Below are 25,916 nucleotides of genomic sequence, written 5' to 3'. Positions count from 1 at the left end.
GGTTACTTTTCGGCGCTTGTGGCGCCAGGGATCACGAGACTCATGGTCGTCGTAAATTCGGTGTCGATCTCTGCGTCGTGCTTAAACGTGAAAAGGCTCACGATCATGGCTGTCGCGAGGGCGAGGATGAACGCGGGCAGCAGCTCGTAGAGCCCGGTGTCGAAGGCCTTCCAGACGAAGACAGAGACGGCGCCAACAAGCATGCCTGAGATAGCGCCCCAGTTCGTGAGTTTCCGCCAGTACAGGCTGAGCAGCACGACGGGGCCGAAGGCTGCGCCGAAGCCGGCCCACGCGAAGCTGACAAGGCCAAGAATCGAGTCGTTCGGGCTGATCGCCAGGAGCGCGGCGACGACGGCGACGGCGAGGACGCCGAGGCGACCGAGGATGACGAGCGTCTTTTCGCTCGGGGGCGTCTTGCGCATGATCTTGTAGAGATCCTCGACGAGGGCAGACGAGCAGACGATGAGCTGGCTCGACAGCGTGCTCATGATCGCGGCGAGAACCGCAGCCAGTACGAGCCCTGAGACGAGGGGGTGCAGGAGCACCTGCGCAAGCAGTAGCACGATGGTCTCAGGATCGCTGGGTGCGCCCCCGAACTTGTCGAAGTAGGCGATGCCGACGAGGCCTGCCGCAACAGCGCCGGCGAGCGAGAGGAACTGCCATGACGTCGCGATGCGACGAGCTGACTTCGCCTCGCCTGGGGTCCGCAGCGCCATGAACCGCACGATGATGTGCGGCTGCCCGAAGTAGCCGAGCCCCCAGGCGAGGCCCGAGGCGACGACGAGCACCACGGCGCTCGTCGTCATGCTGCCGCCGCCGAAGAGCGACAGGTTCGCCGCGCCGACCGTCTCGACGATGCTGACTGTCTCGCCCCAACCGCCGATCGTGATGATCGCGATGACTGGCACCACGACGAGCGCGACGACCATCATCAGGCCCTGCACGACGTCGGTGAGCGAGGCACCGAGGAAGCCGCCGAAGAGGGTGTAGCCGAGCGTCACCGCGGTGACGAGGAGCATGCCGACGAAGTAGTCGCCGCCGAACGCGCTCTCGAAGAACTTGCCGCCGGCGACCATGCCAGACGAGGCGTAGAGGGTGAAGAAGACGAGGATGATGACGCTCGAGATGCTGCGCAACAGGTGCGAGCGGTCGCGCGTGCGGTTTTCGAAGAAGCTCGGCACGGTGATCGAGTTGCGCGAGACCTCGGAGTAGGCGCGTAGGCGTGGTGCGACGAGCCGCCAGTTGAGGTAGGAGCCGATGAGGAGGCCCACGGCGATCCAGCCCTCGATGAGACCGGTCGCGAAGATCGCGCCCGGGAGACCCATGATGAGCCAGCCAGACATGTCGGAGGCGCCGGCGGAGAGGGCGGCGACCCACGGCGGAAGCCCGCGGCCAGCAAGCATGTAGCCCTCGTGGTCGCTGGTTCGCCTGAACGCGAGCCAGCCGATGAAGAGCATGGCTGCGAAGTAGATTCCGAGCGCGAGGTAGAGGAAGAACTGGTCAGACATCGGTGTCGCCTTTCCGTTGGTTGCGTTGGGGCGGAGCTGCTGGGTGTGGGTTCTTTGATGGTAGGGGCCCTGGGCTGGTGAGCGATTCCAATCCAGCCCAGGATACGCAGAGGGGTCGGGATCCTTGCGGGCCCCGACCCCTCTGCGACCGAAAACCTTAGATCAGACCCTCGGAGAGTTTGTTCGGCGTGCCGAACCGGTGCGCGGTGATTGAGACAGCCTGCTCGTGCATGAACGGCAGCATCTCAACGCGGCCCGCCGACACGACGTCGCCACCATACACTGCGATGTCGGGCTTGCCGCCCGTCGCAGCAGTGATCGCGGCGAGGCCTTCGGCGCGGCTTGCGCCCGCGATGAGGCGGATGCGAGCGCTCGCGTTCGGGCCATCCTGCGACGCGACGCGGCCGAGGCGTGCGGCCCAGGCGGCGTCGTCCTCGAATACGACCTCGACTCCTGCCGCCTTGAACGCCTTCGCGATCGGCTCGGGCAGCGCGGTCGGGGTGCTGAGCGTGGGTCGTGAGCCCGCGGCGACGCCCGCGGCGACAGTGCGGATCACCTTGTGGATTGGCGCATCTGCTGCCGCGCGCACAGTCACCGGCACTGCACGGTAGCGGAGCAGGTTGCGCTCAACGCCGACGCCCGAGGCGTCGCGGGCGATCCCGAACTCAGACTCCCACGCAGCAGCGTCGGTGCCGAGCGCGGCGCGGAGCCACTCAAGCTCCGCCCCAGCGACGCCTGCCTGCTGGGCGGCGGTGAGGATTGGGGCAGCCGCCGGGCGCGGCGCGGTCAGCGCTGCCGACACCGGTGCGTCCTCCCACTCGCCGAGGCCGTACAGGTAGCTCGGGCCGCCAGCCTTGGTACCAGCACCGATCGCGGACTTCTTCCAGCCGCCGAACGACTGGCGGCGAACGATCGCGCCGGTGATGCCGCGGTTGACGTAGAGGTTTCCGGCCTCAATGCGGTCGAGCCAGAGCGCCATCTCGTCACGGTCGAGCGAGTGCAGGCCGCTCGTGAGGCCGTAGTCGATCTCGTTGACGATGTCGATCGCCTCGTCGAGCGTCGCAGCGGTCATGATGCCGAGGATCGGGCCGAAGTACTCGGTGAGGTGGTACTCGGAGCCGCGCTTCACGCCTTCGCGGACGCCTGGGCTCCAGAGCTTGTTGCCGCCCTTCTTGTCGAGGGCGAGGGGGCTGTCGCTCTCGAGTGGCTTCGGCTCGATGAGCCACTTCTCGCCGGCGCTGAGGGTCGTGAGGCCGCGCTTAAGCTTGCCGTCGGGGGCGGTGATGATCGTGCCCATCTGCGTCTCGAGGTTCTCCGGGGTTCCGACCTTCAGCGAGCGAGCTGCGTCGATGAGCTGGCCACGGAAGCGCTTCGAGGTCGCGACCGAACCGACGAGGATCACGAGCGATGCCGCCGAGCACTTCTGCCCGGCGTGGCCGAACGCCGACTGCACGACGTCCTTCGCAGCGAGATCCAAATCGGCGTTCGGGGTGACGATGATCGCGTTCTTGCCGCTCGTCTCAGCGAGGATCGGCAGGTCGGCACGGAGCTCACGGAAGTTCACCGCTGTCTCGTACGCGCCGGTGAGGATCAGGCGGTCAACGCGGGGGTCAGCGACGAGCTTCGAACCGAGAGCACGGTCAGCGAACTGCACAAACTGCAGCACGTCGCGGGGGACTCCCGCTTCCCACAGCGCCTCGATCATGACCGCGCCGGAGCGCGCCGAGTTCGATGCGGGCTTGATGATGACCGACGAGCCTGCCGCGAGCGCCGACAGCGCGCCGCCTGCGGGGATCGCGACGGGGAAGTTCCACGGCGGGATCACGGCGGTGAGCTTCTGCGACTTGTACTTTGCGCCGTCGACCTGGCCGATGACCTGGCCGAGCATCGCGTAGTAGTTCGCGAAGTCGATCGCCTCCGAGACCTCGGGGTCGCCCTGGTCGAGGGTCTTGCCGCACTCGGAGCCCATGACCTCGAGCAGCTGTGCACGGCGCGCTTCGAGCTTCTCGCCTGCACGGTACAGGATGCGTGCTCGCTCGTCTGCGCCGAGCGCCTGCCAGCCATCGGCCGCAGCGACGCCGCGTGCGACGATCTCATCGAGGTCCTCAGCGGACTCGACGAGCGCCTCCGAAACCAGGTTGTCGCCGAGCTTCGACGCGACCATGCGGTCGGCGATCTCACGGCCCCAGACGTGGTTTCCGGGGAGATCCGGATCGCTGTCGGGGGTGTTGTCGAACTCGCCCTTGCGACCCTTCTCGACGAGGGCCTCGACGCGCGCTTCAGCACCGGCCTGGTCGTAGGCGCGGCGATCCTGCACGCGGTTCGACGGGGGTACAGCGTAGTTTGCGGGGTCGCCGTCTGCGGTGATGTGCTCGAGCTCGCCGAGCGACGCGAGGAAGCGCGTCTTCTCACGCTCGAAGAGCTGCGCGTTGTCGTTCAGCTCGAACACTGCCGACATGAAGTTGTCCTGGCTCGCGCCCTCTTCGAGGCGGCGGATCAGGTAGGCGATCGCGACGTCGAACTCTGCGGGGTGCACGACGGGAACGTAGAGCAGCAGCGAGCCAACCTCGCGGCGCACGGCCTCGGCCTGGCCGGTCGCCATGCCAAGCAGCATCTCAACCTCGAGGCCGTCGGTTGCGCCGCGGCCCTTGGCGAGCAACCACGCGAGGGCGAGGTCGAAGAGGTTGTGGCCCGCGACGCCGACGCGCACGTTCTTCACGTGCTCGGGGGTCAGCGCGTAGTCGAGCACAGCCTTGTAGCTGGTGTCTGAATCCTGCTTGGTGCCCCAGGTCGCTGCCGGCCAGCCGTGGACGGCGGCGTCGACGAGCTCCATCGGAAGGTTCGCGCCCTTTACGAGACGCACCTTGATCGCGGCACCGCCGCGGGCGACGCGCTTCGCCGACCACTCCTGCAGGCGAATCATCGCGCCGAGGGCGTCGGGCAGGTACGCCTGCAGCACGATGCCTGCCTCGAGGTCGAGGAACTCGGGGCGGTCGAGGATGCGGGTGAAGACCTCGAGGGTGAGGTCGAGATCCTTGTACTCTTCCATGTCGAGGTTGATGAACTTCTTCGGCGATGCTGCTGCCGCGCGCTCGAAGAGCGGCACGAGCTGGCTCTCGATGTGCTCGATCGCCTCGTCAAACGCCCAGTGGTTATGCGGAGCCACAGTCGACGACACCTTGATCGAGACGTAGTCGACGTCGGGGCGTGCGAGCAGCTTGTGGGTGCCAGCGAGGCGACGCTCCGCCTCGCCTTGGCCGAGGATAGCCTCGCCGAGGAGGTTCACGTTCAGGCGAACACCGTCACGCTTGATCTTCGCGATCGCGGGGCCGAGCTTCGAGTCGCTCGCGTCAATAATGAGGTGGCTGACCATCTGGCGCAGCACCTTGCGGGCGATCGGCACGACGACGCCGGGCATCGGCTTCGCGAACGCGCCACCGAGGCCGATTGCGCCCTTCATGATGCCGGGGAGGAAGCCTGGGGTCAGCGGAACGAGCTCCTTGAGCTTCTTCGCCGCTACGTCAAGGTCTTCCGGGCGCACCACACCGTCGACAAACCCGACGGTGAAGTCGAGGCCGTTGGGATCCTTGAGCACACCTGCGAGGCGGGCGGCTGACGCGTCAGCCGGAATAGTGGCTGCTTCAGTGATCCACTTTTGTGCGAGAGCGACTGCCTCGTTCGCGAGATCCTGGGGGCGTGGGGTTGCCTGAGACAACGGCGGTCCTTTCATACGTGGGTGCGGCCGGGCGCGCGGATGCGCCGGGCCCATTCCCGATGAGCTAAGTGTGAATCCTCCGAAGCTTGAAGTAAAGCGATCCTTTCTGAGCAATAATATGAAGTGGGACTTAATGATTGAGGGGAGCGTTCAATGCTCGAGATGAAACGTCTGCGTTTGCTCTGGGAACTCTCCGCCCGCGGCACCGTTGTCCAGGTCGCAGAGGCGCTGAACTACAGCCCGTCGGCCGTCTCGCAGCAGCTCGCGCTGCTCGAAAAAGAGGTCGGAACGCCGCTCCTTCGCCGGGTCGGCAGAACGCTCGAGCTCACCGCTGCGGCCGAGGCCCTCGTCGCCGAGACCGCCGAGCTGCTCGCAGGCCTTGAGCGAGCCGAGACCGCCGCCCACCGAGTGCGTGGGGAGGTCGCCGGGTCGGTCCGCGTCGCGGTGTTCCAGACCGCCGTGCTTGCGATCATGCCGCAAGCCCTCAGGCGGCTGCGTACCGACTATCCGAGCCTGCGCGTCGAGATGGTGCAGCACGAGCCCGAGACCGCCCTCCACGAGACGAGCGTGCGCGGCTTCGACCTCGTCGTCGCCGAACAATATCCGGGCCACGCGCCAGCCCAGTTCGCGGGGCTCGATCACGCGCCGCTCACATTCGACGCGATCCAGCTCGCGCTCCCGCGTCTCGGTGCCGGCGACGCCGAGTTCGACACCGTCGAGCGGCTCGAAGACGCGGCGTCCTTACCGTGGGTCATGGAGCCGCGGGGTGCCGCGTCAAGGCACTGGGCTGAGCAGGCCTGCCGGACGGCCGGATTTGAGCCCGATGTGCGCTACGAAACCGCCGATCTCCAAGCCCACGTGCGGCTCATTGAATCGGGTAACGCGGTCGCACTGCTGCCTGGCCTCGTGCGCGCCGAGACCAGGCTGCGGATGGTCGACCTGCCAGGAGACCCCCATCGATCCATCTTCACAGCGGCGCGCATCTCGAACGCCGAGTCGCCAGCTGTGCTCGCGGTACGAGAAACTCTCGCAATTGAGGCCGCTTCGCTGGCAAAATCCGCAGAAAACACATACACGGTTGAACCATAGGATTCGCGACGTATGCTTGGCCGAGTGAAGACGATTAGTTACAACCTGCGCAAGAACCGCGCCATCGGTGAACTCGCTACCCTCGTCGACAATCACGGAGCAGAACTCCTCTGCCTCCAAGAGGCCGACACCGTGAACCTCCCCTCGCGTATCGGATCGCTCTCCCTGGTGCGCGCGACTGAGAAGAACCGGCTCGGGCTCGCAATGTACGTCGACGCAGAACGCTTCGACGTGCGGTCTGCTCAGGCATTCCAGCTCAAGAAGTCGCTGCACGACCGTGTGCTGTCGCCCGCGCACGAGCGACTGCTCGGCGCCCGCATCCACGACCGCGAGACAGGCTCCGATTTCATGGCAGCCTCGTTCCACGCGGCACCCCTCACCGCGCGCAATTCGCTGCGTCGCGTGCAGATTAGTGCAGCGATTGATGAGCTCGCGGCCATCGGCCCGGGCCTGCCCTCCATCATGGTCGGCGACTACAACTACCCCGTCTTCCATAACCGCCTCATGGAGCACGTACGTGCATCGGGCTACGACACAAACTTCTCAGATAAGCGCACGTACAACCGGTACCTGCTCTTCCGGGGTCACTACGACTTCGTCACCTCGACGGGGTTCGAGATCGCCCGCGTGCAGACTCTGGGCCGGGGCTCCTCTGACCATCTGCCGATCATGGTGACGGCGCAGCGCCACGAGGCGCTCGTGCCGCTCGCGGCCTAGCGCCGCTCGCCCCGCGTTCATACTGCCGACACCGCACCGAACCTCCGACACCGCACCGTGCTTCGCGAGGTTGCACGTGGTCTCGGGAGTTCGATGCGGTCTCGATGGTGGCGGGCAGGCTCCGGCTACACGCCGAGGTATTCGGGGATCGCCGCCACCGAGTCGAGCACCGCTGTCGGGCGTTCGGCCTCGAGGCTTGCCCGGTCGAGCTTGCCGCTGAGCACGCCGATTGAGATCGCCGCTCCCGAGTTCAGGCCCGAGCGTACGTCGACCGCGGTGTCTCCAGCGACGAGCACGTTCGCGACGTCGGTCACCCCTGTTGCCTCCATGACTCGGTGAATCATGAACGGCGCGGGCCGCCCGGCAGCCACGTCGTCGCCGCATGACAGTGCGTCGACGCGAACGGAGCCCGCGGGAGCACTTGCCCCAGTTTCGGTGGCGTCCGCTGGGCCGACAGTCCACCCGAGCCCGGCGAGGATGCCCTCTGCGACCTCACGCGAGAATCCAGTGGTGAGAGCAACCTTGATTCCCGCTGATTGGAGCGCGGCGATCGCTTCGGGGACGCCGTCGACTGGGGTTGGCGGCTCCGCCGTGTAGTACTCGTCGAGCAGCGCGCGGAAGCGGGCGAATGTCGCTCCCACAAGATCCTCGTCGGCGACCCCGCCACCGAGCTCAATGAGCGCGGTGATTGCCTCCCGCTTCTCCGCCCCCATCCAGGTTTGCAGATTTTCGGGGGAGACAGCGACACCAGCCTCGGTGACTGAGTCTTCGAGCGCACGGTAGACGGCGCCGCCGTCGTTGATTGTGGTGCCTGCCATGTCGAATGCTGCGAGGGAGATCATGCGTGGTCCTTTATAAGGGTTGAGCTGTTCGCGGGTTCGCGAACGAGCTGGGTTCGGTGCGCCGCCGTGTTTTCGATGGCGAACGTTGTCATGGAGGGGAGGTGTCTGTCGTCTGCGTACTCGATGACGGTGCCGTCCACAGTCGTTGACGTGCGGCGTGCGCGCAGCAGTGGGTAGCCTGGGGAAACGCGGAGCCACTCGGCGTCGAGCGGGTGCGCTGCAACGGCGTCGATGACGTGGCGCGCTCGGGCAGGGACTACGCCGATGCGGGCGAGCTCCTGGTAGATGCTCCCGCCGTCGAAGTCTGCGGTGAGCATGTGGCAGCCGATCTCGTACGCGAACGACGTGCGCTCGAAGAGTGCCGGCTCGCCGTCGAGTGTGCGCAGCCGCACGATCTCAATCACCGTGTCCTCTGGCTTCACGCCGAGCTCGCGTGCGACGGTCTCGGTCGCGGGCCGCTTGACGGCCTCGACGACGTGCTGGCCTGGTGTAAAGCCCGAGAGCCTCGCCCACTCAGTGAATGACAAGAACGTGCCGAATGACTGCGACGGCACTCCGCGCTGGACCCTCGGCGGTGCTCCTCGACCCCCGGTGATCGCGCCCTCGGCACGCAGCGCCGCCAGTGCCTGACGCACGGGACCGCGAGAAGTGCCGAACTCGGCGACGAGTGATTTCTCACTTGGCACGCGTTGCCCGGTCTGCCACTGGCCGGAGCGAATACGCCTTGCCATCTCTTCATAGAGCTGGATATGCAGCGGCTGATTCTCGGTCATGCTGGTCAGCGTACAACTTGTCGATACCGTTTTCGGGGTCGATTGGTGCCGTCAAGGTGAACGATCGGTGAGCGTTTTCTGGCCAGAAAACGCGTCGGTGAACGTTCCGCGAACAGGCTCGAAAAAAGTTGTCATGACTACTTTTGAACCCGCATTCTCGAACCATGACTTCGCACATCGCAATCGTCGGCGCCGGGATCGTGGGCCTCTCCCACGCGGTTGCCGCCCTCGACGCCGGCTACCGCGTCACCGTTATCGAGCAGGACTCGGCGGCGGTGCTCGCAAGCATCCGCAACTTCGGGCACGTCTGCACGTCGGTGCAGGCTGGCGAGGTTGGCGAGCTCGCCCGCGAGGCGAACCCGATATGGCGCGCGCTCGCCGAGCGGGTGGGCATCGAGGCGCGGGTGTCGGGCACGCTCGTCATTGCCCGCTCGGAAGCTGAGGAAGCCGTGCTCGTTGAGCTCGCCGGCCGGAAAGACGCCGATGAGCGCGGGCTGCTCACCGCTGGGCAGGCCGCGGAGCAGCTTCGCCTCGCGGCCCCGGGCGAGATCCGCTCCGGGCTGTTGCTGGCGGGCGATCTCACTGCGAACCCGCGCACGGTCGTCGCCGATCTCGCGCGCTGGATCGCCGATCACGAGCGGGGCGAGGTCCGGTTCGGCACGACGTTGCACGGGGTCCGCGAGGGCCAACACCTCACGCTCGAGACGAGCCGCGGGGACATTGCTGCGGATCGCGTCATCGTCGCAGCGGGCCACCTCGTCGGCAGGTTGTTCCCGGATCTCGCAGGCGATGTCAGTGAGTGCGTGCTACAAATGGCCCGCGTGCGCGCGCCGCACGACATGGGCCTCGGCCCGGCCGTGCTCAGTGGGACATCGATGCTGCGATACGGCGCATTCGCTGGACCCGCGCAGGACGCGCTGCGGGCCGAGACCGAGCGGCTCCGCCCCGAGCTGCTTGAGATTGGCGCGAACGTGATGTTCACGCAGCAGGCCGACGGCACACTCCTCGTTGGCGACTCGCACGACTACTTCGATGCCGCGCCCCCGTTTCTGAATGAGCGCTGGTCCGACTTGCTGCTCGCAGATGCGGCGGAGCTGCTCGGAGCTCCCCGGCTCGAGGTGCTCGAGCGCTGGCAGGGAATCTACGCCTCCAGCTCGGAACGCGAGCTGCTGCGCGAGGAGCCGATCCCTGGCGTCTCGGTCGTAAGCGTCACGACCGGGATCGGGATGACAGTCGGCCCCGCCCTCGGAGCACGCACGATCGCCTCATTCTGACCCAACACCTGCTTCACAAACACACAACCAAGGAGAATCGTGAAGAAGAACACAATCCTCGCCGCCTCGGCGGTCGCGCTCATCGGGCTCGGCCTCACGGGCTGCTCGGCATCCGCCGACGACAGCGGCGCCAACGCCGACACGGCGAGCGTGACCTGCCCCGATGGCAAGATCCGCTTCGGCATCCTTCCCTACGAGGATCCCGAGCGCCTTGAGCCCGCCTACCAGACGCTCGCGGCTGCGCTCTCCGAGAAGCTCGACTGCGAGGTTGAGGTCTCGATCACCGAGGACTACGCGGCAGAGGTGCTCGCGATGGAAAACGACCAGCTCGAGATCGCCCAGTTCGGCCCGCTCGGCTTCGTGTTCGCGAATCAGCGCGCAGACGCGACTGCGATGGTCTCGTTCGGCGACGCTGATGGCAAGCCAACAACCTACACGGGCGGCATCTGGGTGCCGAAGGACTCGCCGATCCAGACGATCGAGGACCTGAAGGGGAAGACCCTCGCCCTCGGTAGCCCCGGATCGACATCGGGCGACGCCCTGCCGATGTCGGCGCTGAAGGACGCTGGCATCGACGAGGACGTGACCGCTGACTACGCAGGCGGCCACCCCGAGGCGCTGCTTGCGCTCGTCAACGGCACCGTCGACGCGGCGCAGATCAACTCCCAGACGCTCGCGACAGCGACCGCTGAGGGAACGTTCGATGAGTCGAAGTTCCGCCAGGTGTGGAAGTCCGAGGAGATCCCGAACGACCCGATCACCGTGCGCGGCAACATGCCGCAGGAGTTCAAGGACGCTGTCTCGGAGGCGCTTCTGAGCCTCGACGCGGCTGACGTCGAGAAGGTCTCCGGCTTCCTCGGTGTCGATCCCGCTGGGCCGCTGATTCCGGTCACGAACGAGACCTACAAGCCGCTGTTCGACCTCGCCGAGACCATGGGCCTCACCGAAAAGGACGTGTAACCCCTATGACAATCACCGTGCACAGCCCGGGCACTCCCGCTGCCCACGCCTCCGAGCCGGAGGTGCTGCTCGACGTCCAGGCGATCTCGAAGAGCTTCGGCGGCCGCGTCGTGCTCAGCGACATGAGCATGCGCGTCCACGCAGGCGAGGTCGTCGCGTTTCTCGGTGCGAATGGCTCCGGGAAGTCGACGACGCTGCGCGCGGTGAACGGCATCATTGAGGCGGACTCCGGCGACATCGAGATCGCTGGCGTCCGCCTCAACGAGGCGAGCGCAGCCAGGCGGGCCGAGGCCCGCCGCTCGGCTGCGACAGTCTTCCAGAAGATCCATCTCGTCCCCCGCCGCACGGCGCTCCAGAACGTGTGCACTGGTGGCTTCTCAAGGCTCCCGGCCTGGCGCTCGATTCCGCCCCTTTATGGTGCGGAGCTGAAGGAGGAGGCGATGGCATGCCTCGAGCGCGTCGGCCTCGCCGATCGCGCTCACGACCGGGCCGACAGCCTCTCTGGCGGGCAGCAGCAGCGCGTCGCGATCGCGCGCGCACTCTGCCAGCGCCCCCGAATGATCCTCGCCGACGAGCCCGTGTCGGCGCTCGACCCGCGCGCGGCAGACGACGTCATGCGGCTGCTCAGGCAGCTCGCCGTCGAGGAGGGGCTCGGCGTCGCCGCCGTGCTGCACCAGCCCCACCTCGCCCGCGCCTACGCCGACCGCGTTATCGGGCTCCGTGACGGCCACCTCGTATTCGACTGCCCGGTCTCAGATCTCGACGACGCCGAGCTCGCAGCCCTCTACCTCTAGGACCCCAAGTGACTCACAGCACAGCCCCCACCCGCCTCGAGGTGCCGCGCGATCCGAAGACTGTCTACCGCGCGGGCTCGTGGTCAGTGATCCTTGTCGTGCTCATTGTCCTGCACGTGTTTGCGTTCCAGGCCACCGAGTTTCGACCTGAAGCGCTCGTCACCGGCGCGAAGGGCATGGCGAACTTCATCTCGGAGGCGTTCCCACCAGACCTGAGCCCTGAGGTGTTGCAAAAGGGTATCGGCGGCGCGCTCACGACGCTCTGGATCGGCCTGCTTGGCACGACGGTGTCTGTACCGTTCGCGCTTCTCCTCGCCGTGTTCGCGGCGCGCACGACAACGCCGAATCAGGCCGTGTACCAGGTCGCGCGCAGCATCCTCTCGTTCTTCCGCGCGGTGCCCGACATCGTGTTCGCGCTGATCTTTGTGACAGCGGTCGGGCTCGGGCCGTTCGCTGGCGTGCTCGCCCTCATCTGCCACAACACGGGCGTGATGGGCAAGCTCTGGGCGGAGGCGATGGAGGACGTGGATCAGGGCCCCGAGCAGGCGCTGCGCACCGCGGGTGCCTCGCGCTGGCAGGTCGTCGCGAACGCGACCATCCCGAACGTGCTCCCGCAGCTCACCGGTCTGCTGCTCTATCGCTTCGACGTGAATGTGCGCTCGTCGCTCGTGCTTGGCCTCGTTGGGGCTGGCGGCATCGGGCTGCTCATCAACAAGGCGATTAAGACGTTCCAGTTCGATGAGATGCTGACTTACCTCATCATCATTCTCATCGTGATCATTGCGGTCGATCTCGCGTCTGCCTGGATCCGCAAGCGCCTCCAGTAGTCGCGGGCGTAGGCGCGGGCACGAGCCCCGGCCCAGCCTGAGCACGGGCCCGCTCCCGCTCCCGCTCCCGAGTTGGCAGTTGTTGTCGCCTCACCCCGTCGCGAAGCGACCACAACTGCCAACTCTCGGAGAGGGCGGGGTAGGCCGTCCGGGGTGGGGCGGGGTAGGCCGGTGCGGGCCGGTGCGGGCCGGCCGGGCTGGGCGGGCTGGCCGAGGAGCCCGGAGAGGGTGGCCAGTCCGGCTGGCTGGCCTAGGCCGCCGAGTCTCCCTCCCCTGAGTGCTTGGAGCAGCGCGCGTCGGGCCCGTCCGCTGGCAGCTTGTCGGCAGACGCGTTGAACCTGTGAAGGCCAGCGCGAAGCGCCTCGAGTTCTTCCTGGCTCCAGTCGACGAGGCGCTCGCGGTATGCGTTTGTCCACCGCTCCCGCACCCCGCTGAGGAGTTCGGTCGCGTGATCGCTGACGGTGAGCAGCTGCACGCGGCGGTCCTCGGGCGACTCCGTCGCGATGACGAGGTCGAGATCGCGCAGCTTCGCAACGTGCCTGCTCACGAGCGACTTATCCATGTCGAGCCAGTGGCTCACCCCCGTCGCCGTGATCGGCCCGCGCCGAAACACGATCTGTAGCACGAGCATGCTCACGCCGCTGAGCTCTGCGCTCACCTCGTTGGCGTACCGAGTCCACCGGGTTCGCGAGAACGCGAACGCCTCGGTGAACTCGGTGATGATTCCTGCGACAGTCTCCTCTTCGGGGGATATGGAAGACATTGTGTGTCCTATCGTTCGGCCGTGCGGTCCGTGCCTGGGCGGTGGTGCGGAACCATGATCGGTCCGGTGGTGTCGATAAGAACTCTATCGACGGTCCTCGCGCCCGCGGACCCACCGGTGGCGTCCGACGATCCCTCTGCTTCGAGCGCCGCCTCTGCTTCTTGCAGTTCAGCGATCCGCTCAGCGTTGCTCTTGTTGTTGAGCGGAATGTTCGGCAGCATGATGATCGCAATCAGGGCGACGATCGCGACTGGCGACGCCGCGAGGAAGATGTTGCCGATCGCGTGTCCGTAGGCCGACTCGACGACCTCGCGGATCGGAGCGGTGAGCTCAGCGATCTTTGGCAGTTTGCCGCCTGCGAGCGCTTCGGCTCCGGCGAGATCCTTCGGCGCGAGCTTCGCAAGTCCCTCGGTGACGTAGTCGGTCACCTGGTGCGCGAGCACCGCGCCCATGACCGAGATACCTGCGGTGCCGCCGACGGTGCGGAAGAAGGTCACCGACGAACTCGCGACGCCCATTTCAAGTGGCGAGACAGTGTTCTGGGTGACAAGCACGAGGTTCTGCATTGTCATGCCGACGCCGGCGCCCATGATTGCCATCGAGATGCCGACGTACCAGTAGTTCGTGTCGTAGCGCAGCTGCCCCATCAGGAGCATGCCGGCGAGAAGCGCGATGGCTCCCGCGACCATGTAGCGCTTCCACTTGCCGGTACGGGTGATGATCTGTCCGACGATCGTCGACGAGATGAGCACGCCCGCCATCATCGGAAGGGTGAGCAGGCTCGACTCGATGACGGATCGGCCGCGGGCGAGCTGCATGTACTGGCCCAGGAAGACGGCGGTACCCATCATGGCGAGGCCGACAGCGATTGAGGCGATCGAGGCCATCGTGAACGTGCGGTTCTTGAACAGCGTCATCGGGATCAAAGGCTCGTCGACCTTAAGCTCGACAAACACGGCGATGACGAGCGCGGCGATACCGCCACCGACCATCAGGGCTGACTGCCATGAGAGCCACTCGAAGTTCGAGCCGGCGAGCGTGACCCAGATGAGCAGGCTCGAGAAGCCGAGCGAGATGAGGGCGGCGCCCCAGTAGTCGATCTTGATCTTGCGCTTCGCGGTTGGGAGGTGCAGCGTGCGCTGCAGCATGATGATCGCGACGATCGCGATTGGCGCAGCGACGTAGAAGTTCCAGCGCCAGCCGATGGTGTCGGTGAGCAGGCCGCCAAGGAGCGGTCCGCCGACTGTCGCGACAGCCATGATCGCGCCGAGGATGCCCATGTACTTGCCACGTTCGCGGGGGCTCACGATCTCGGCGAGAACGATCTGCGCGAGCGCGCCGAGGCCGCCGACGCCGATGCCCTGGAAGACGCGGAAGGTGATGAGCCAGGTGGGATCCTGTGCGAACCCGGCGAGTGCCGACGCGAGGATAAAGATGATGAGTGCGACCTGCAGGAGCATTTTCTTGCTCGTGAGGTCGGCGAGCTTGCCCCAGATCGGGGTGGCGATGGCGCTCGCGAGCATCGTCGCGGTGACGACCCAGGTGAAGGCGGCCTGGGTGCCGCCGATGTCGGCGATGATGATCGGCATCGAGGTGCCAACGACGTTCATGGCGAGCATCGAGACGAAGTTCGCGAGGAACAGGCCCGCGAGGGCGAGGTTCTTCGCGCGGCCCGTCAGGATCTCGGGTTGCTCTTCTTGTGCTGTGGCAGCGGGGGTGGTGCGGCTCATTCGGGTGAGGGGGTCCTCTCAAAAGTTGATGACGGTCAACTATATAGCGATGGTTGATGCAAGTCAACTAACGCCAAAGCGGCCGCTGCGAGCTCCCTGAGAAGCTCGCAGCGGCCGCGATCGGATCCTGGTGTGCCCGCGGGCAGTTACTTGTCCTGGCGCTGCGCTCGCTGCGAGAAATACACGGGAATGAGCGACAGCAGGATCATGAGCGTCGCAACGACGTTCACCTGGTTGACCTCGTTCGGTCTGCCCATCTGGTTCATGATCCACAGCGGCAGGGTTTCCGTGCCGGGAGGCGCGGTGAAGATGGTGACGACGATCTCATCAAACGACAGCGCGAACGCGAGCAGGCCGCCCGCGATAAACGCTGGCCGAAACTGCGGGAACGTGATGAGGCGGAACGTCTGGCCGATGCCTGCCCCGAGGTCTGCCGACGCCTCCTCGAGGTTCGGGTTCATGCGACGCAGGCGTGCGATGACGTTGTTGAAGACCATGACCACGCAGAAGGTTGCGTGCGCGATGATCATGCCCCAGTACCCGACATGGATCCCCATCGGCTTCAGCACCTGGTGGAACGTGTTCGAGAGCGCGACACCGGTGACGATGCCTGGCAGCGTGATCGGCAACACGATGAGCAGGTTCACCGTGTTCTGGCCGAAGAACTTGAAGCGTTGGAGGGCGAACGCGGCGAGCGTGCCGAGGACGAGCGCGAACGCTGTCGCGACGGATGCGACTATCACTGAGTTCACAAACGCGGCGTGCATGGCCGGGTTCGTAAGCGCCTTGCCCCACCACTCGAACGAGAAACCGGGAATTGGCCAGCCGGAGACCCTGCCCGAGTTGAACGAGTTCATGATGATCACGAACATAGGGATGTAGAGAAATCCGAGGACGACGACGGTGATGGCGCCAAGCGCGACCTTGGTTCCGCGGTTCAGTCGAAGCATTGCCTGCTCCCTTCGGCTTAGAGGTTGTTGAGGGCGCCAGTGCGGCGGACGGCCCCGAGGTAGACGATGACGAGCACGATCGGCACGAACGAGAACGCGGCGGCGAGCGGCGGATTGAGGTTGATGTTCTGCGCGATGATGCTCCCGATCATCTGTGTCGACCCGCCGACGTACATCGCCGAGATGTAGTCACCGAGACTCAGCGAGAAGGTGAAGATGGACCCGGCGATGAGCGACGGCATGAGCAGCGGCGCGACGACGGTGCGGATCGTGCGGAAGCCGCGGGCGCCGAGGTCTGAGGAGGCGTCGAAGAGGTTCGGCGGGATTTGCGCGACGGCGGTGTAAACGGGGATCGCCATGTACGGGAACCACAGGTAGACGAGGGTGAGCGTGACCGTCAGTACCCCGAGCCCGGGACCCGAGATGCCAAGGGGCTCAAGCGCCCAGTTGAAGAAGCCGTTCTCGGTCCAGACGAGGCGCATGCCGATGACCTTCACGAGGTAGCCGGCCCAGAGGGGGAGGGTGACGAGCACGGCGAGCACGGCGCGGAGCTTCGGCCCTGCGACCTGCGACATGAAGACCGCGAGCGGCACGGAGAAGGCGGCGCAGATGAGCGTGACCGCGAGAGCGATGCCGAGGGTGCGAAGCGCCGTCATGCCGTAGGCAGGGACCGTCGCGAGCTGCGCGAAGTTGTCGAGCGTGAATCCGGGCTTCACGCGTGATGTAAACGGGTCAGTCGTCCAGAACGCTGTCACGAGCATGATTGCGAGCGACAGGATGTAGACGCCAACGAGCCAGGTCATCGGGAGTGTGAGGAGCGACGCGAGTCTGCCCTTCGGGTGGCGGTAGAGCGCGGTCGAGATGGGCCGCGGCTTGCGTTGAAGAGCTGACTGGATGCTCACGGTGTCCTCGCTGACGGGGTGGGGTGGAAAGAAGAGGGGGTGCGGGGCGCCCGTGGGCGCCCCGCTGGGCTTGCTAGCCCTTGACTGTCGCCCAGGCGTTCGTCCAGTCCTGGTAGTTCGTGCACTTCACGTCGGTGCGGCCATCGAGGCACTGGTCGATCGGGGTCGTCCAGAACCACACCTGCTTGTAGTACTCCTCATCGGTCGCGTTGAAGTAGTCGCAGTGCGCCTTCGCCTCGTCGCTGATGTCGCAGAATGCGCCGTTTGCTGGGCCCATGCCAAAGTTCATTGCGATCGCGCCGTTAACGTCAGGAGCCGATGTGTAGTCCATCCACGCGTACGCACAGTTCGGGCTCTTCGCGTCTGTCGCGAGCATCCACGCGTCAGACCAGCCTGTCGCGCCCTCCTTGGGGAGGACGCTCTTGAACTTGTCGTCCTGCGTCGCCTTGCGCAGCACCTCCCAGGAGGTTCCGACGACCGAGTTGCCGCCTGTGAACGACGTCACGTTGGTTGCTGGCGACCAGTACTCCGAGACCATCTTGTTTTGCTGCTTGAGTAGGTCGGTCGCGGCCTTCAGCTGATCCTGATCGAGGGCGTACGGGTTGGTGATGCCGAGGTCGGGCTGGTGCTCCATGAGGTAGATCGCCGCGTCAGCGATGTAGATGGGGCTATCGTAAGCGGCAATCTTCCCGGCGTAGGGGCTGTCCTCTTCCCAAACTACGCTCCAGCTGTCGGGCGTCTCAGTCACGACCTCGCTGTTGTACTCGAGGATGTTCGCGCCACGGCCGATCGGGATACCGTAGACGTTGCCATTCAGCGTGTCGTACAGCTGGCCCTTCATTCCCTCGACGATGTCGTCGCCGAAGTTCGGGATGAGTTTGGTGTTCAGTGGCTGCACGTTGCCGTCGACGATGAGGCGGAGGCTCGCGTCTCCAGAGGCTGAGACGAGGTCGTACTCGCCGGTGCGCATGAGCTGAACCATCTCGTCGGAGGTTGCCGCCACCTTGCGGTTGACGACGCAACCGGTGTCGGCGGTGAACTTGTCGGCCCAGGCTGGCTCAACGAAGCCAGACCAGGCGACGATGTTCAGCTCCTTCTCGGTGTCACCGAGCTTTTCCATCATCGGAACCTCGGGGACGTCGATCTGGAGACCGCCGTCACCGTCGGGCTGGGCGCCGTCTGTCGAGCAACCCGTGAGGGCGAGGCCGAGCACCGCCGCCATGGCGATCGGTGCGGCGAGTAGTTTCTTGTTCATCGGTACTCCTTTGTAGGGGATGAGTGTGGTTTCGTGAGGGGACTGAGGGCTCGTTGAGAGGCGAGGATCCTGCTAGGCGCGGGTCAGGCAGGCTGCGGCGCGCTCGCCGCAGGGGCCTGCGCGGTGGGGATCGGGGTCGCGTGACCCCGATCGAAGCGGACGCTCACGGTGTCGCCGCGGCGGATGCTCGCCTCGGTGCGTGGCGTGTGCGAGTTCTGCTTCTCGGAAATGATGCGAGTGCCATCGGCGGTGTCGAGGAGGTAGCGGGTGTGTGCGCCCGCGTACACGGTCTCGGCGACGGTTGCAGGAATCGCCACGGTGCCCGGCTCGACAGGCGCGGTCGGGTCAGCAAGTTGCACGCGCTCGGGGCGGAGGCTGTGCGTTGCTGATTCGCCGAGGAGTGCGAGTGAGAGCTCTGCGGGGAGCAGGTTCGTGACGCCGAGGAAGCCTGCAACGAACTCGGTCTCTGGGAACTCGTACACCTCGCGGGGCGAGCCGACCTGTTCGATCTTGCCGTTGTTGAACACGGCGACGCGATCGGAGAGCGTGAGCGCTTCCTCCTGATCGTGGGTGACGAAGATGAAGGTGATGCCGACTTCGCGTTGGATCTGCTTGAGTTCGACCTGCATGTGTTCGCGCAGTTGTTTATCGAGCGCGCCGAGGGGCTCGTCGAGGAGCAAGACCTTTGGTCGGAGGATGAGCGCGCGGGCGAGCGCGATGCGCTGGCGCTGACCGCCCGAGAGTTGCGAGGGGAGCCGAGTCGCGACGTGACCGAGACGGACTTGCTCGAGAGCTTCTGAGACGAGCCGGGCCCGCTCCGTCTTCGAGACACCGCGGACCTTCAGGCCGTAGGCGACGTTCTCGGCAATGGTGAGGTGAGGGAAGAGTGCGTAGTCCTGGAACACGGTGTTGACTTCGCGGTCGAACGGCGCCGCGCGGGTGACGTCTGTTCCGTGGAGGAGGATCTCGCCTGAGGTCGGCTCCTCGAAGCCGGCGATCATGCGGAGCACGGTGGTCTTGCCAGAGCCCGAGGGGCCGAGCATCGAGAAGAACTCGCCGGCCCGGATCTCGATGTTGAGGTCTTTCACCGCGGTGACATCGCCGAAATGCTTGTGCACGCCGCGCAGTGAAACTGCGCTTGTGGGCTCGGTGCTTGGTGTGTGGGGCATGATGCCGCTGCTCCTCAACGTCGTTGTCGATCAGGTTGGTTAGAACAATAACATAGGGGATTAGATGTTTTAAGCACAAACTCATCTTCGGCGTCACGTTTTGATTACGCTTAAGTACGTGGGCTCAATCCCGGCCCCTGAATGGAGGCGCGCCCTTGACCACACAAGTGCACGGTGCGACCCCGAGTCGACTGCGAACGGCGGCATTTGCCCCCATCGGCGAGGAGGGGCGCACAGACATGGTGGTCTCGCGCCTCGTGCAAGCGATCTCAGTTGGTGCGTTCACCGAGGGTGAGCGGCTGCCGAGCGAAAACGAACTCTCGACGCTCCTCGGTGTCGCAGTCGTCACCGTCCGCGAGGCACTCAGCGAACTGCGGCACCGCGACCTCATTGAGACCAGACGTGGCAGAAACGGCGGCAGCTTCGTGCGACCAAGCCCCGCCGCCGTTGAGGAGGTCAATGCGCGCACGCTGCTCGCAGAATCACGAGTCGCGATCGCCGACCTCGGCGTGCACTACGAGGTCGTCTCCGCCGCCTGCGCCGAGTATGCGTGTCTCCGCGCCACCGCAGAGGAGCTTGAGATCGTCGCAGACGTGCTCGCGGAGTCGGGCGACGCGCCAACAGCCGAATGGCGGCGCAGAATCACCGAGGTGCAGCTCGAGCTCGCTGCCCTCAGTCAGTCAGTGCGGCTCACCAACGAGCATGTTAGGCTGCAGACCGAGTTCACCCCGTTGCTCGCGTTGCAGAACCTCGACGACGAGGCGCGACAACACACGCACGCCGCGATTGTGGCGCAGGTCGAGGCGACGCGGGCGGGCGACGTGCAGGCGGCGCGCTCGGCGGTACGTGAAAGTGTTCGAGGTTCGGTACGCTGGCTCATTGCCTTCCGCGCCGATCTGCACGCGGGTTCCCGAAATTCCGATCTTCGTGGCACACTTGAGGCGCGACGCAGACGACGCGAACGGGAGAATCGAGATGAGCAGTGACGCGAATCAACTGGCCGATGGCATTGCCGTGGTCGACGCCTTCTTCGACGGCGTGTTCGCGCCGCTGCAGGCTTGGATGCCTGAGCTCGAGCGCGACCTGCGGGCCGCTCAGCTCCCGCTGACAGGTCCGGCGCTCGCCGAGCTCACACGCGACGGCGCATTCGGGGTGCTCGACGCGGAGGAGCGCCCGCTCTACGGCGCTGGCTTCTGCGGCAGCGCGGCTGTCGTCGCCGAGGGCAACCCGCTCGCCTGGTGGCAGGGAGCCGATCGGCACCTGCTGGCCTCGTCGACGTTTGGACCAGGCCAGGCCGTTATCGATCTCGCAAGGCTCGAGTGGTTCCGGGTGCCCAAACAGACGGGTGAGCCGCATATCGCGGGCCCGTTCGTCGACTACCTGTGCTCAAACGAGATCACCCTTACTTCGGCGATCCCAGTCGTTGTTGATGGCGAGTTTTGGGGAGTTGCCTGCGCCGACGTGCTCGTCGCCGGAATCGAAGAGTCGCTGCTCCCAAGCATCCGTGGGATTGCTGGCGCCGCACTCGTGAACGCGCACGGCAGGGTCGTCGTGTCAACCGACCCGGATCGCGAGACTGGCGACCGCATGCGGGGTGTCGGCTCCGACGATTCCGAGCCTGGAGACGAGTCTCTGAACGTAGTGCGATCAGCGCGTTACCCGTTCGCGCTCGTTGCCCCGAAGTAGCCCGAACGCGGGGCGCTCTTGCACCCCTGAAGCACCCCTGAGACGACCCTTGCCGAACCCTGAGCCACAGGCAAGTTTTCAAGCCGAAACGCATACGCTCGAAACCGTGACGAGACCGGAAGACGACGCCGACAAGGCGCAGCGATTGGGGAAGCCCATCGCCCGGTTTATGGCGCGCTGGCGCGCCGCGATCCGGAAGTATCCGTGGCTCGATGCGCTCTACCGGGTCGTCATTACGGTGCTCGGTGGGCTTATCGTCATCGTCGGGCTGATCCTTGTGCCGTTACCGGGCCCAGGGTGGCTGATCGTCTTCCTTGGACTGACTGTGCTCGGCTCCGAGTATCACTGGGCCCGACGGATGCTGGGGTGGCTCAGACGCGCGCTCGCACGGTTCTGGGAACGCTGGAATGCCTGGCGTGCGTCCCGCGCTGCAAAGCGCGCACGGTCAGCGGGCCCAGGCCTCACAGACGCATAAACGCCGAAGGGCGGCAGAGTCTGAGCTCTGCCGCCCTTCGGCGTTGAGTGTGCCTGTCGCTACTTCACCATCGGAATGTTGAAGAGGAACGGATCCCCGCCACCGCTGCGGTAGGTCTCGTTGAGCTTCGCCGCTGCCATGATGTGGAAGATGAAGCCGGCGAGGTGCGCGAGGCCGAGGAGCATCGGGCCGAGGATCGGAACGATTGTCAGAATCCAGCCAAGCACGAACAGGGCCGAGCGCAGCAGCGAGAAGTTCAGGTTCGCCGCGTGCAGCGCGCGGACCTGTGGCGTCGCGCGGGGGCTCTCGATGAGGTAGAAGATGAGCGCCGGAATGAACAGGAAGAATACCGAGAGCCAGTAGCTCGCCGTGAGGTTCGGCAGCGGGTCTTGCTGTCCCTGTTGCGGCTGGTAGTACCCGTATCCGGGCTGCTGTGGGGCACCGTACCCGGGTTGCTGTGGAGCGCCGTATCCGGGTTGCTGTGGAGCGCCGTATCCGGGCTGCGGGGCGCCGTACGCCGGCTGCCCTGGCGCGCCGTATCCGGGCTGCTGCGGGGCGCCGTAGCCCGGAGGGGGCGTCGGAGCTCCAGGCTGCTGCGGTGCTGCGGGCTGCTGCGGCTCGGGAAAACTCACTGGCGGAGTCGGCTGCTGGGCGTCAGGCGCGGCAGCGGGAGCCGACGGGTCGACAGGCGGTGTGGCGGACGGATCGCCCACGGTGCCTGGCACCTGCTCGTTATCTTCAGGGGGAAGCGTAGTCATCGGAGCCTTCTCCTTCGTGTTGCTGCGTGCGCACGATTCTGCGCGCCGTCAACTGACGACCCACAATGCGGTACTTCGAGACTACAGCGAACGCCGGGGCTGGCCTAGATGAAATCTGGGCTTGGTGACGAAGCGGGCAGGATCGAGACGTCTGCGTGGCGGTCGAATCGGTAACCCGTGCCGCGCACCGTGCGCACGATGTCTTGGTAGTGGGCGAGCTTGACACGCAGGCGGCGCACGTGCACATCGATCGTGCGGGCGCTCGGGATTTCCTCGCCCTCGGCGTCTGCCCACAGTGTGTCGATGATCTCGTCGCGGCCCACAGTGCGACCTTCGCGGAGCACCAAGAACTGCAGCAGTTCGAACTCACGGAATGTCAGGTTCGCAGTGACGTTGTCGAGCAGCACGCGCTTGCGCGAAAGGTCGAGCACCACGCCGCTCGCCGCGCGGTCAGCGCTTGGCTGCGGTTTGCGGTGCGCATGAGCGGCGGCGGGGTCGCCAAGCGCGAGGCGAACGACATCGACGTCGCGACCGCCGGTGCCTTCAGGGGCGAGCGCAACGGCCGCGTACGTCTCGGCGTTCGGAGCGAGCTGAGCGACGAGGCGCTTGATCTCGCTCACTACTGCGCCGATTGACGGATCGGAAGAGTTGAGCTTGTCCTCGGAGAGGCCGACGTACAGCGCGAAGCCGCGAACCTCGTTCTCAGTCGCTCGCGGCTGAGCGGCGGGCGAGGTGACGGTCTGCTGGGTGGGAAGGGTGGCGGTGAGAGCCATGATGATGAAGTCCTTTGGTGTGCTCCGAAGTGGAGCATTGCTGCGAATGGGGTGCGGCTTCCCGAGCGGGGCAGACGTCGCGATGAGAACTATCGCGCGGCCCGTGAATGCTGGGCGCCAGAAGTGGTGGAGTCGTGTGTGTCGGCTACTTGCACATTCGGCAGCACATACCGTCGCGACCGGACATCATCATGCCGGTCATCCCAAAGTTCACCTCGGAGGCGGACTGGGTGCGAACGAAAGTATGCATGACGCTAAGTTAAGCGGGCGTTTCGCCCGGTGTCAAGAAGAAAAGTACGAATTGATGTGATCTCAAGCGAACCGGGGGTGAGGATCCTGGCTCAACGCGGCACGACAGTCAGGTCGGTTCTGCACCGCATCCGCCAGAATGGGGAGCAGGCCGTCGGGCCTGTGAAGGGACACACTGCGATGAGTATTGAGTCGTTTGCTGCGCGTGTAGACGCCACGACCGCGGCGGACCTGCGACAGATTGGCGGAACGAAGTGGGCCGATCCGGCCATCATGGGAGCGTTTATCGCCGAGATGGACTTTGGGGTTGCGCCAGTTATTCAGCGGGCCCTGCACGCGGCGGTCGACGAGGGGGCGTTTGGCTACACACCACCGAAGTATCGGGCGCAGTTGCAGGAGGCGACGGCCGCGCGCCTTCGCAGGCTACACGGTTGGTCAGCGACAGCCGAGCAGGTGTTCCCAGTGCCCGACGTCATTACCGCGTACGAGATCGCAATTGCGAAGTTCTCAGCGCCAGGCTCGAAAATCATCGTCCCCACACCGTCGTACATGCCCTTCCTCTCAGTCCCCGAGTCACTCGGGCGCGAGGTGATCGAGGTTCCGCTGCGGAATGAGGGCGGCGTTTGGCGCTTCGACATCGTGGCGTTGCAAGACGCGTTCGACGCCGGCGGCGGCATCCTCGTGCTGTGTAACCCCTTCAACCCGATCGGGCGCGTGTTCACGCGCGTGGAGCTTCAGGAGATCTGCGATCTCGTTGATCGCAACGGGGGCCGGGTATTCTCGGATGAGATCTGGGCTCCGCTCGTCTTCGAGGGCAACGAGCTTGTGTCATATGCGACGATCGGCGATGTAGCTGCAGGGCACACCATCACCGCGACCGCGGCCTCGAAGGCGTGGAACCTCCCGGGCCTCAAATGCGCCCAGCTCATAGTCTCGAATCCCGCGGACCAGGCGACAATGGATGAGATTGGGTACTGGGCGGGCCGGGGGACTGCCACCCTCGGGCTTGTCGGCAGCGCAGCTGCGTTCGAGCACGGCGATCAGTGGCTCAGCGAAGTGTTGAGCTATCTGCAAGGAAACCGTGACGAGCTCGTCGATCTTGTCGCGGCGCACCTCCCAGGAGTGAAACTTACACATCCCGAGGCGACATACGTAGGCTGGCTCGACTTCAGTGAGACAGGACTCGAGAACCCTGCTGACTTTTTCAGGGAGCACGCCGGGGTTGGGCTCACTGACGGCAGTGCGTGTGGTGCCGCAGGCGTGGGGAGCGTGCGCTTCATCTTCGCGATGCCGCGCCCGCTCATGCGCGAGGCAATTCAGCGTATGGGTGAGGCGTTCGGGTCCCGCTAGCTGCGCGAGGGCCTTGATCGCGCGGTGCCTGCCCCCTCGCTGGCCTGGGAGAATGGACGCGTGAGCGAGACCCCACTGCCTGTCCCAGAGACCCACCCCGAACGAACTACCGCGGGCGTTGGCCCGTGGCCGGGTGGACGGGAGGCCTGGCCGACCGATGACCATTACGACCCAGAGCTGCTCGAGAACGGCGACACCCGCAACGTCGTCGACCGCTACCGCTACTGGCGGATGGAGGCGATCGTCGCCGACCTTGACGAGCAACGCCACCCGTTTCACGTGGCCATTGAGAATTGGCAGCACGACATGAACATCGGTTCGATCGTGCGAAGCGCGAACGCGTTTGCCGCCGATAGCGTGCAGATCGTCGGTCGCCGGCGGTGGAACAAGCGCGGCGCGATGGTGACCGACCGCTACCAGCACGTCGAACACCGGGAGGACATCGCAGCGCTTGTGGAGTGGGCCCGGGGTGAGGGCATCCCGATTATCGCGATCGACAATGTGCCTGGCTGCGTACCGATGGAGACGTTCGATTGGCCGGAGCGCTGCGTCATGCTCTTCGGCCAGGAGGGCCCCGGGCTCTCTGATGAGGCGATCGCTGCGGCTGAGGCCGTCGTCGAGATCACGCAGTATGGATCGACGCGCTCGATCAACGCTTCGGCCGCCGCGGCAGTTGCGATGTACTCATGGGTGACTGCCCGCTCTGCCCAGGTGCCGCGATTGGGCTAGAACAGCCGCCCTGCGTCTGCGGCCGCTGGCTCCTCGAGCGCCAGCAGGGTCCGTTTGCGTTCGAGCCCGCCGGCAAATCCGGTGAGCGAGCCGTCAGCACCGAGCACTCGGTGGCACGGAATCACGACACTGACAGGGTTGTGGCCGACCGCCTGGCCGACCCGCTGCGCAAGCGCTCGGTTGCCGAGGGAGGCGGCGAGCTCGCCGTAGGTTGTTGTGGTGCCGTAGGGAATCTGCTGCAGCATCGCCCACACCTGCTGCGAGAAGTTGTCGCCTTGCGGCGCGAGAGCGATGTTGAACTCGACGCGGTCTCCGGCGAGGTACTGCCGGAGCTGGCGTGCTGCCTCCGTGAGCACTGGATCGTTCGGTTCGGTGCCGAGATCTTCGCCGATTGCTTCGGGCTCTGGCGGGTAACGGTGCTCAGGGAAGTAGACGCCTGTCAGCGCATCGCCCTCGGCGACGAACAGCAGATCTCCAAGGGACGTTGTGAAGGTGCCGTGCCTCGAACTCATGGCGCCAATTGTAATGCGGTGGGCCGAGCCAAACCCGGGTCATCAGTCGCTCCGCATGGGATCGGCACAAGATATGACGCAGCTGTAGGAAACCGGCATACCTTCGGGCGATCCCA

Annotated in this window: 24 protein-coding genes; 11 read left to right on the top strand and 13 right to left on the bottom strand. The window is 65.5% G+C overall.

Annotation, left to right across the window (positions count from 1 at the left end; translation table 11 throughout):
- Positions 1-2: 2 nt before the first annotated feature.
- Both putP and ACF07D_RS06145 read right to left on the bottom strand, forming a co-directional pair.
- The gene (gene putP / locus ACF07D_RS06150) at positions 3-1,508 is read right to left on the bottom strand and encodes a sodium/proline symporter PutP (protein ID WP_119282631.1); all 1,506 of its coding nucleotides are present in this window, start codon (positions 1,506-1,508) and stop codon (positions 3-5) included.
- 157 nt (positions 1,509-1,665) lie between these two features.
- Positions 1,666-5,238: a bifunctional proline dehydrogenase/L-glutamate gamma-semialdehyde dehydrogenase gene (locus ACF07D_RS06145; protein WP_119282852.1), complete on the bottom strand. Its 3,573-nt coding sequence runs from the start codon at positions 5,236-5,238 to the stop codon at positions 1,666-1,668.
- 138 nt (positions 5,239-5,376) lie between these two features.
- On the opposite strand from ACF07D_RS06145, the gene ACF07D_RS06140 reads away from it, so the two are divergent.
- Both ACF07D_RS06140 and ACF07D_RS06135 read left to right on the top strand, forming a co-directional pair.
- Entirely contained in the window at positions 5,377-6,312 is a 936-nt protein-coding gene (locus ACF07D_RS06140; RefSeq protein WP_119282632.1) for a LysR family transcriptional regulator, read from the top strand.
- A 24-nt stretch (positions 6,313-6,336) separates the two neighbouring features.
- Positions 6,337-7,029 (top strand): endonuclease/exonuclease/phosphatase family protein, encoded by a 693-nt coding sequence (locus tag ACF07D_RS06135; RefSeq protein WP_119282853.1) that lies wholly within the window; start codon positions 6,337-6,339, stop codon positions 7,027-7,029.
- 125 nt (positions 7,030-7,154) lie between these two features.
- On the opposite strand, the gene ACF07D_RS06130 is transcribed toward ACF07D_RS06135, so the two are convergent.
- A complete protein-coding gene (locus ACF07D_RS06130) occupies positions 7,155-7,871 on the bottom strand; it encodes a phosphonatase-like hydrolase (RefSeq protein WP_391504284.1) in 717 nt (238 codons plus the stop codon).
- Entirely contained in the window at positions 7,868-8,644 is a 777-nt protein-coding gene (locus tag ACF07D_RS06125) for a GntR family transcriptional regulator (protein ID WP_119282641.1), read from the bottom strand. The genes ACF07D_RS06130 and ACF07D_RS06125 overlap by 4 nt, the downstream gene beginning before the upstream one ends.
- Before the next feature lie 164 nt (positions 8,645-8,808).
- Between ACF07D_RS06125 and ACF07D_RS06120 the strand changes: the two genes are divergently transcribed.
- From ACF07D_RS06120 to phnE, 4 genes are read left to right on the top strand one after another with little or no spacing between them, the layout of a single operon-like run.
- Positions 8,809-9,918, top strand: a complete 1,110-nt coding sequence (locus tag ACF07D_RS06120) for a TIGR03364 family FAD-dependent oxidoreductase (protein ID WP_391504283.1) — start codon at positions 8,809-8,811, stop codon at positions 9,916-9,918.
- Between the two features lie 39 nt (positions 9,919-9,957).
- Positions 9,958-10,878, top strand: a complete 921-nt coding sequence (locus ACF07D_RS06115; RefSeq protein WP_119282643.1) for a phosphate/phosphite/phosphonate ABC transporter substrate-binding protein — start codon at positions 9,958-9,960, stop codon at positions 10,876-10,878.
- Between the two features lie 5 nt (positions 10,879-10,883).
- Positions 10,884-11,672 (top strand): phosphonate ABC transporter ATP-binding protein, encoded by a 789-nt coding sequence (locus ACF07D_RS06110; RefSeq protein ID WP_391504282.1) that lies wholly within the window; start codon positions 10,884-10,886, stop codon positions 11,670-11,672.
- Between the two features lie 8 nt (positions 11,673-11,680).
- Positions 11,681-12,499, top strand: coding sequence for a phosphonate ABC transporter, permease protein PhnE (phnE, locus tag ACF07D_RS06105; protein WP_391504281.1), 819 nt, complete (start codon positions 11,681-11,683; stop codon positions 12,497-12,499).
- Positions 12,500-12,749: 250 nt separating this feature from the next.
- Here the strand turns inward: phnE and ACF07D_RS06100 are convergent, their stop codons facing one another.
- The 6 genes from ACF07D_RS06100 to ACF07D_RS06075 all read right to left on the bottom strand — a co-directional run bounded on the left by ACF07D_RS06100 (position 12,750) and on the right by ACF07D_RS06075 (position 19,268).
- Positions 12,750-13,262 (bottom strand): MarR family winged helix-turn-helix transcriptional regulator, encoded by a 513-nt coding sequence (locus tag ACF07D_RS06100; protein ID WP_119282646.1) that lies wholly within the window; start codon positions 13,260-13,262, stop codon positions 12,750-12,752.
- Positions 13,263-13,270: 8 nt separating this feature from the next.
- Positions 13,271-14,992 (bottom strand): DHA2 family efflux MFS transporter permease subunit, encoded by a 1,722-nt coding sequence (locus ACF07D_RS06095; RefSeq protein ID WP_391504280.1) that lies wholly within the window; start codon positions 14,990-14,992, stop codon positions 13,271-13,273.
- 146 nt (positions 14,993-15,138) lie between these two features.
- On the bottom strand, positions 15,139-15,942 hold the full coding sequence (locus ACF07D_RS06090; protein WP_391504279.1) for an ABC transporter permease: 804 nt from the start codon (positions 15,940-15,942) through the stop codon (positions 15,139-15,141).
- Between the two features lie 17 nt (positions 15,943-15,959).
- A complete protein-coding gene (locus ACF07D_RS06085; RefSeq protein ID WP_119282649.1) occupies positions 15,960-16,844 on the bottom strand; it encodes an ABC transporter permease in 885 nt (294 codons plus the stop codon).
- Positions 16,845-16,917: 73 nt separating this feature from the next.
- On the bottom strand, positions 16,918-18,099 hold the full coding sequence (locus ACF07D_RS06080) for an ABC transporter substrate-binding protein (protein WP_391504278.1): 1,182 nt from the start codon (positions 18,097-18,099) through the stop codon (positions 16,918-16,920).
- Positions 18,100-18,182: 83 nt separating this feature from the next.
- Entirely contained in the window at positions 18,183-19,268 is a 1,086-nt protein-coding gene (locus ACF07D_RS06075) for an ABC transporter ATP-binding protein (RefSeq protein WP_391504277.1), read from the bottom strand.
- 155 nt (positions 19,269-19,423) lie between these two features.
- On the opposite strand from ACF07D_RS06075, the gene ACF07D_RS06070 reads away from it, so the two are divergent.
- The 3 genes from ACF07D_RS06070 to ACF07D_RS06060 all read left to right on the top strand — a co-directional run bounded on the left by ACF07D_RS06070 (position 19,424) and on the right by ACF07D_RS06060 (position 21,429).
- Positions 19,424-20,254 carry a FadR/GntR family transcriptional regulator gene (locus ACF07D_RS06070; RefSeq protein ID WP_391504276.1) on the top strand — a complete coding sequence of 277 codons (831 nt, stop codon included), beginning with the start codon at positions 19,424-19,426 and terminating at the stop codon, positions 20,252-20,254.
- Positions 20,244-20,954, top strand: a complete 711-nt coding sequence (locus ACF07D_RS06065; protein WP_119282653.1) for a hypothetical protein — start codon at positions 20,244-20,246, stop codon at positions 20,952-20,954. Before ACF07D_RS06070 ends, ACF07D_RS06065 begins: the two co-directional genes overlap by 11 nt.
- Before the next feature lie 106 nt (positions 20,955-21,060).
- On the top strand, positions 21,061-21,429 hold the full coding sequence (locus ACF07D_RS06060) for a TIGR02611 family protein (RefSeq protein WP_391504275.1): 369 nt from the start codon (positions 21,061-21,063) through the stop codon (positions 21,427-21,429).
- Between the two features lie 59 nt (positions 21,430-21,488).
- On the opposite strand, the gene ACF07D_RS06055 is transcribed toward ACF07D_RS06060, so the two are convergent.
- Positions 21,489-22,187 (bottom strand): DUF4870 domain-containing protein, encoded by a 699-nt coding sequence (locus ACF07D_RS06055; RefSeq protein ID WP_391504274.1) that lies wholly within the window; start codon positions 22,185-22,187, stop codon positions 21,489-21,491.
- Between the two features lie 104 nt (positions 22,188-22,291).
- Positions 22,292-22,960, bottom strand: a complete 669-nt coding sequence (locus ACF07D_RS06050) for a winged helix-turn-helix domain-containing protein (RefSeq protein ID WP_119282655.1) — start codon at positions 22,958-22,960, stop codon at positions 22,292-22,294.
- A 429-nt stretch (positions 22,961-23,389) separates the two neighbouring features.
- Between ACF07D_RS06050 and ACF07D_RS06045 the strand changes: the two genes are divergently transcribed.
- Both ACF07D_RS06045 and ACF07D_RS06040 read left to right on the top strand, forming a co-directional pair.
- Entirely contained in the window at positions 23,390-24,559 is a 1,170-nt protein-coding gene (locus tag ACF07D_RS06045; protein ID WP_255808526.1) for a MalY/PatB family protein, read from the top strand.
- Positions 24,560-24,619: 60 nt separating this feature from the next.
- Positions 24,620-25,288: a TrmH family RNA methyltransferase gene (locus ACF07D_RS06040; RefSeq protein WP_255808523.1), complete on the top strand. Its 669-nt coding sequence runs from the start codon at positions 24,620-24,622 to the stop codon at positions 25,286-25,288.
- Here ACF07D_RS06040 and ACF07D_RS06035 read toward each other — a convergent pair.
- A complete protein-coding gene (locus ACF07D_RS06035; RefSeq protein ID WP_255808522.1) occupies positions 25,285-25,800 on the bottom strand; it encodes a methylated-DNA--[protein]-cysteine S-methyltransferase in 516 nt (171 codons plus the stop codon). The genes ACF07D_RS06040 and ACF07D_RS06035 overlap by 4 nt on opposite strands.
- Positions 25,801-25,916: the final 116 nt, after the last annotated feature.

The organism is Leucobacter sp. NPDC015123, from assembly GCF_043080205.1.
Lineage (GTDB): Bacteria > Actinomycetota > Actinomycetes > Actinomycetales > Microbacteriaceae > Leucobacter > Leucobacter aridicollis_A.
Note: the sequence above shows the minus strand (reverse complement) of the source record. Positions and strands in the feature narration are given on the sequence as shown.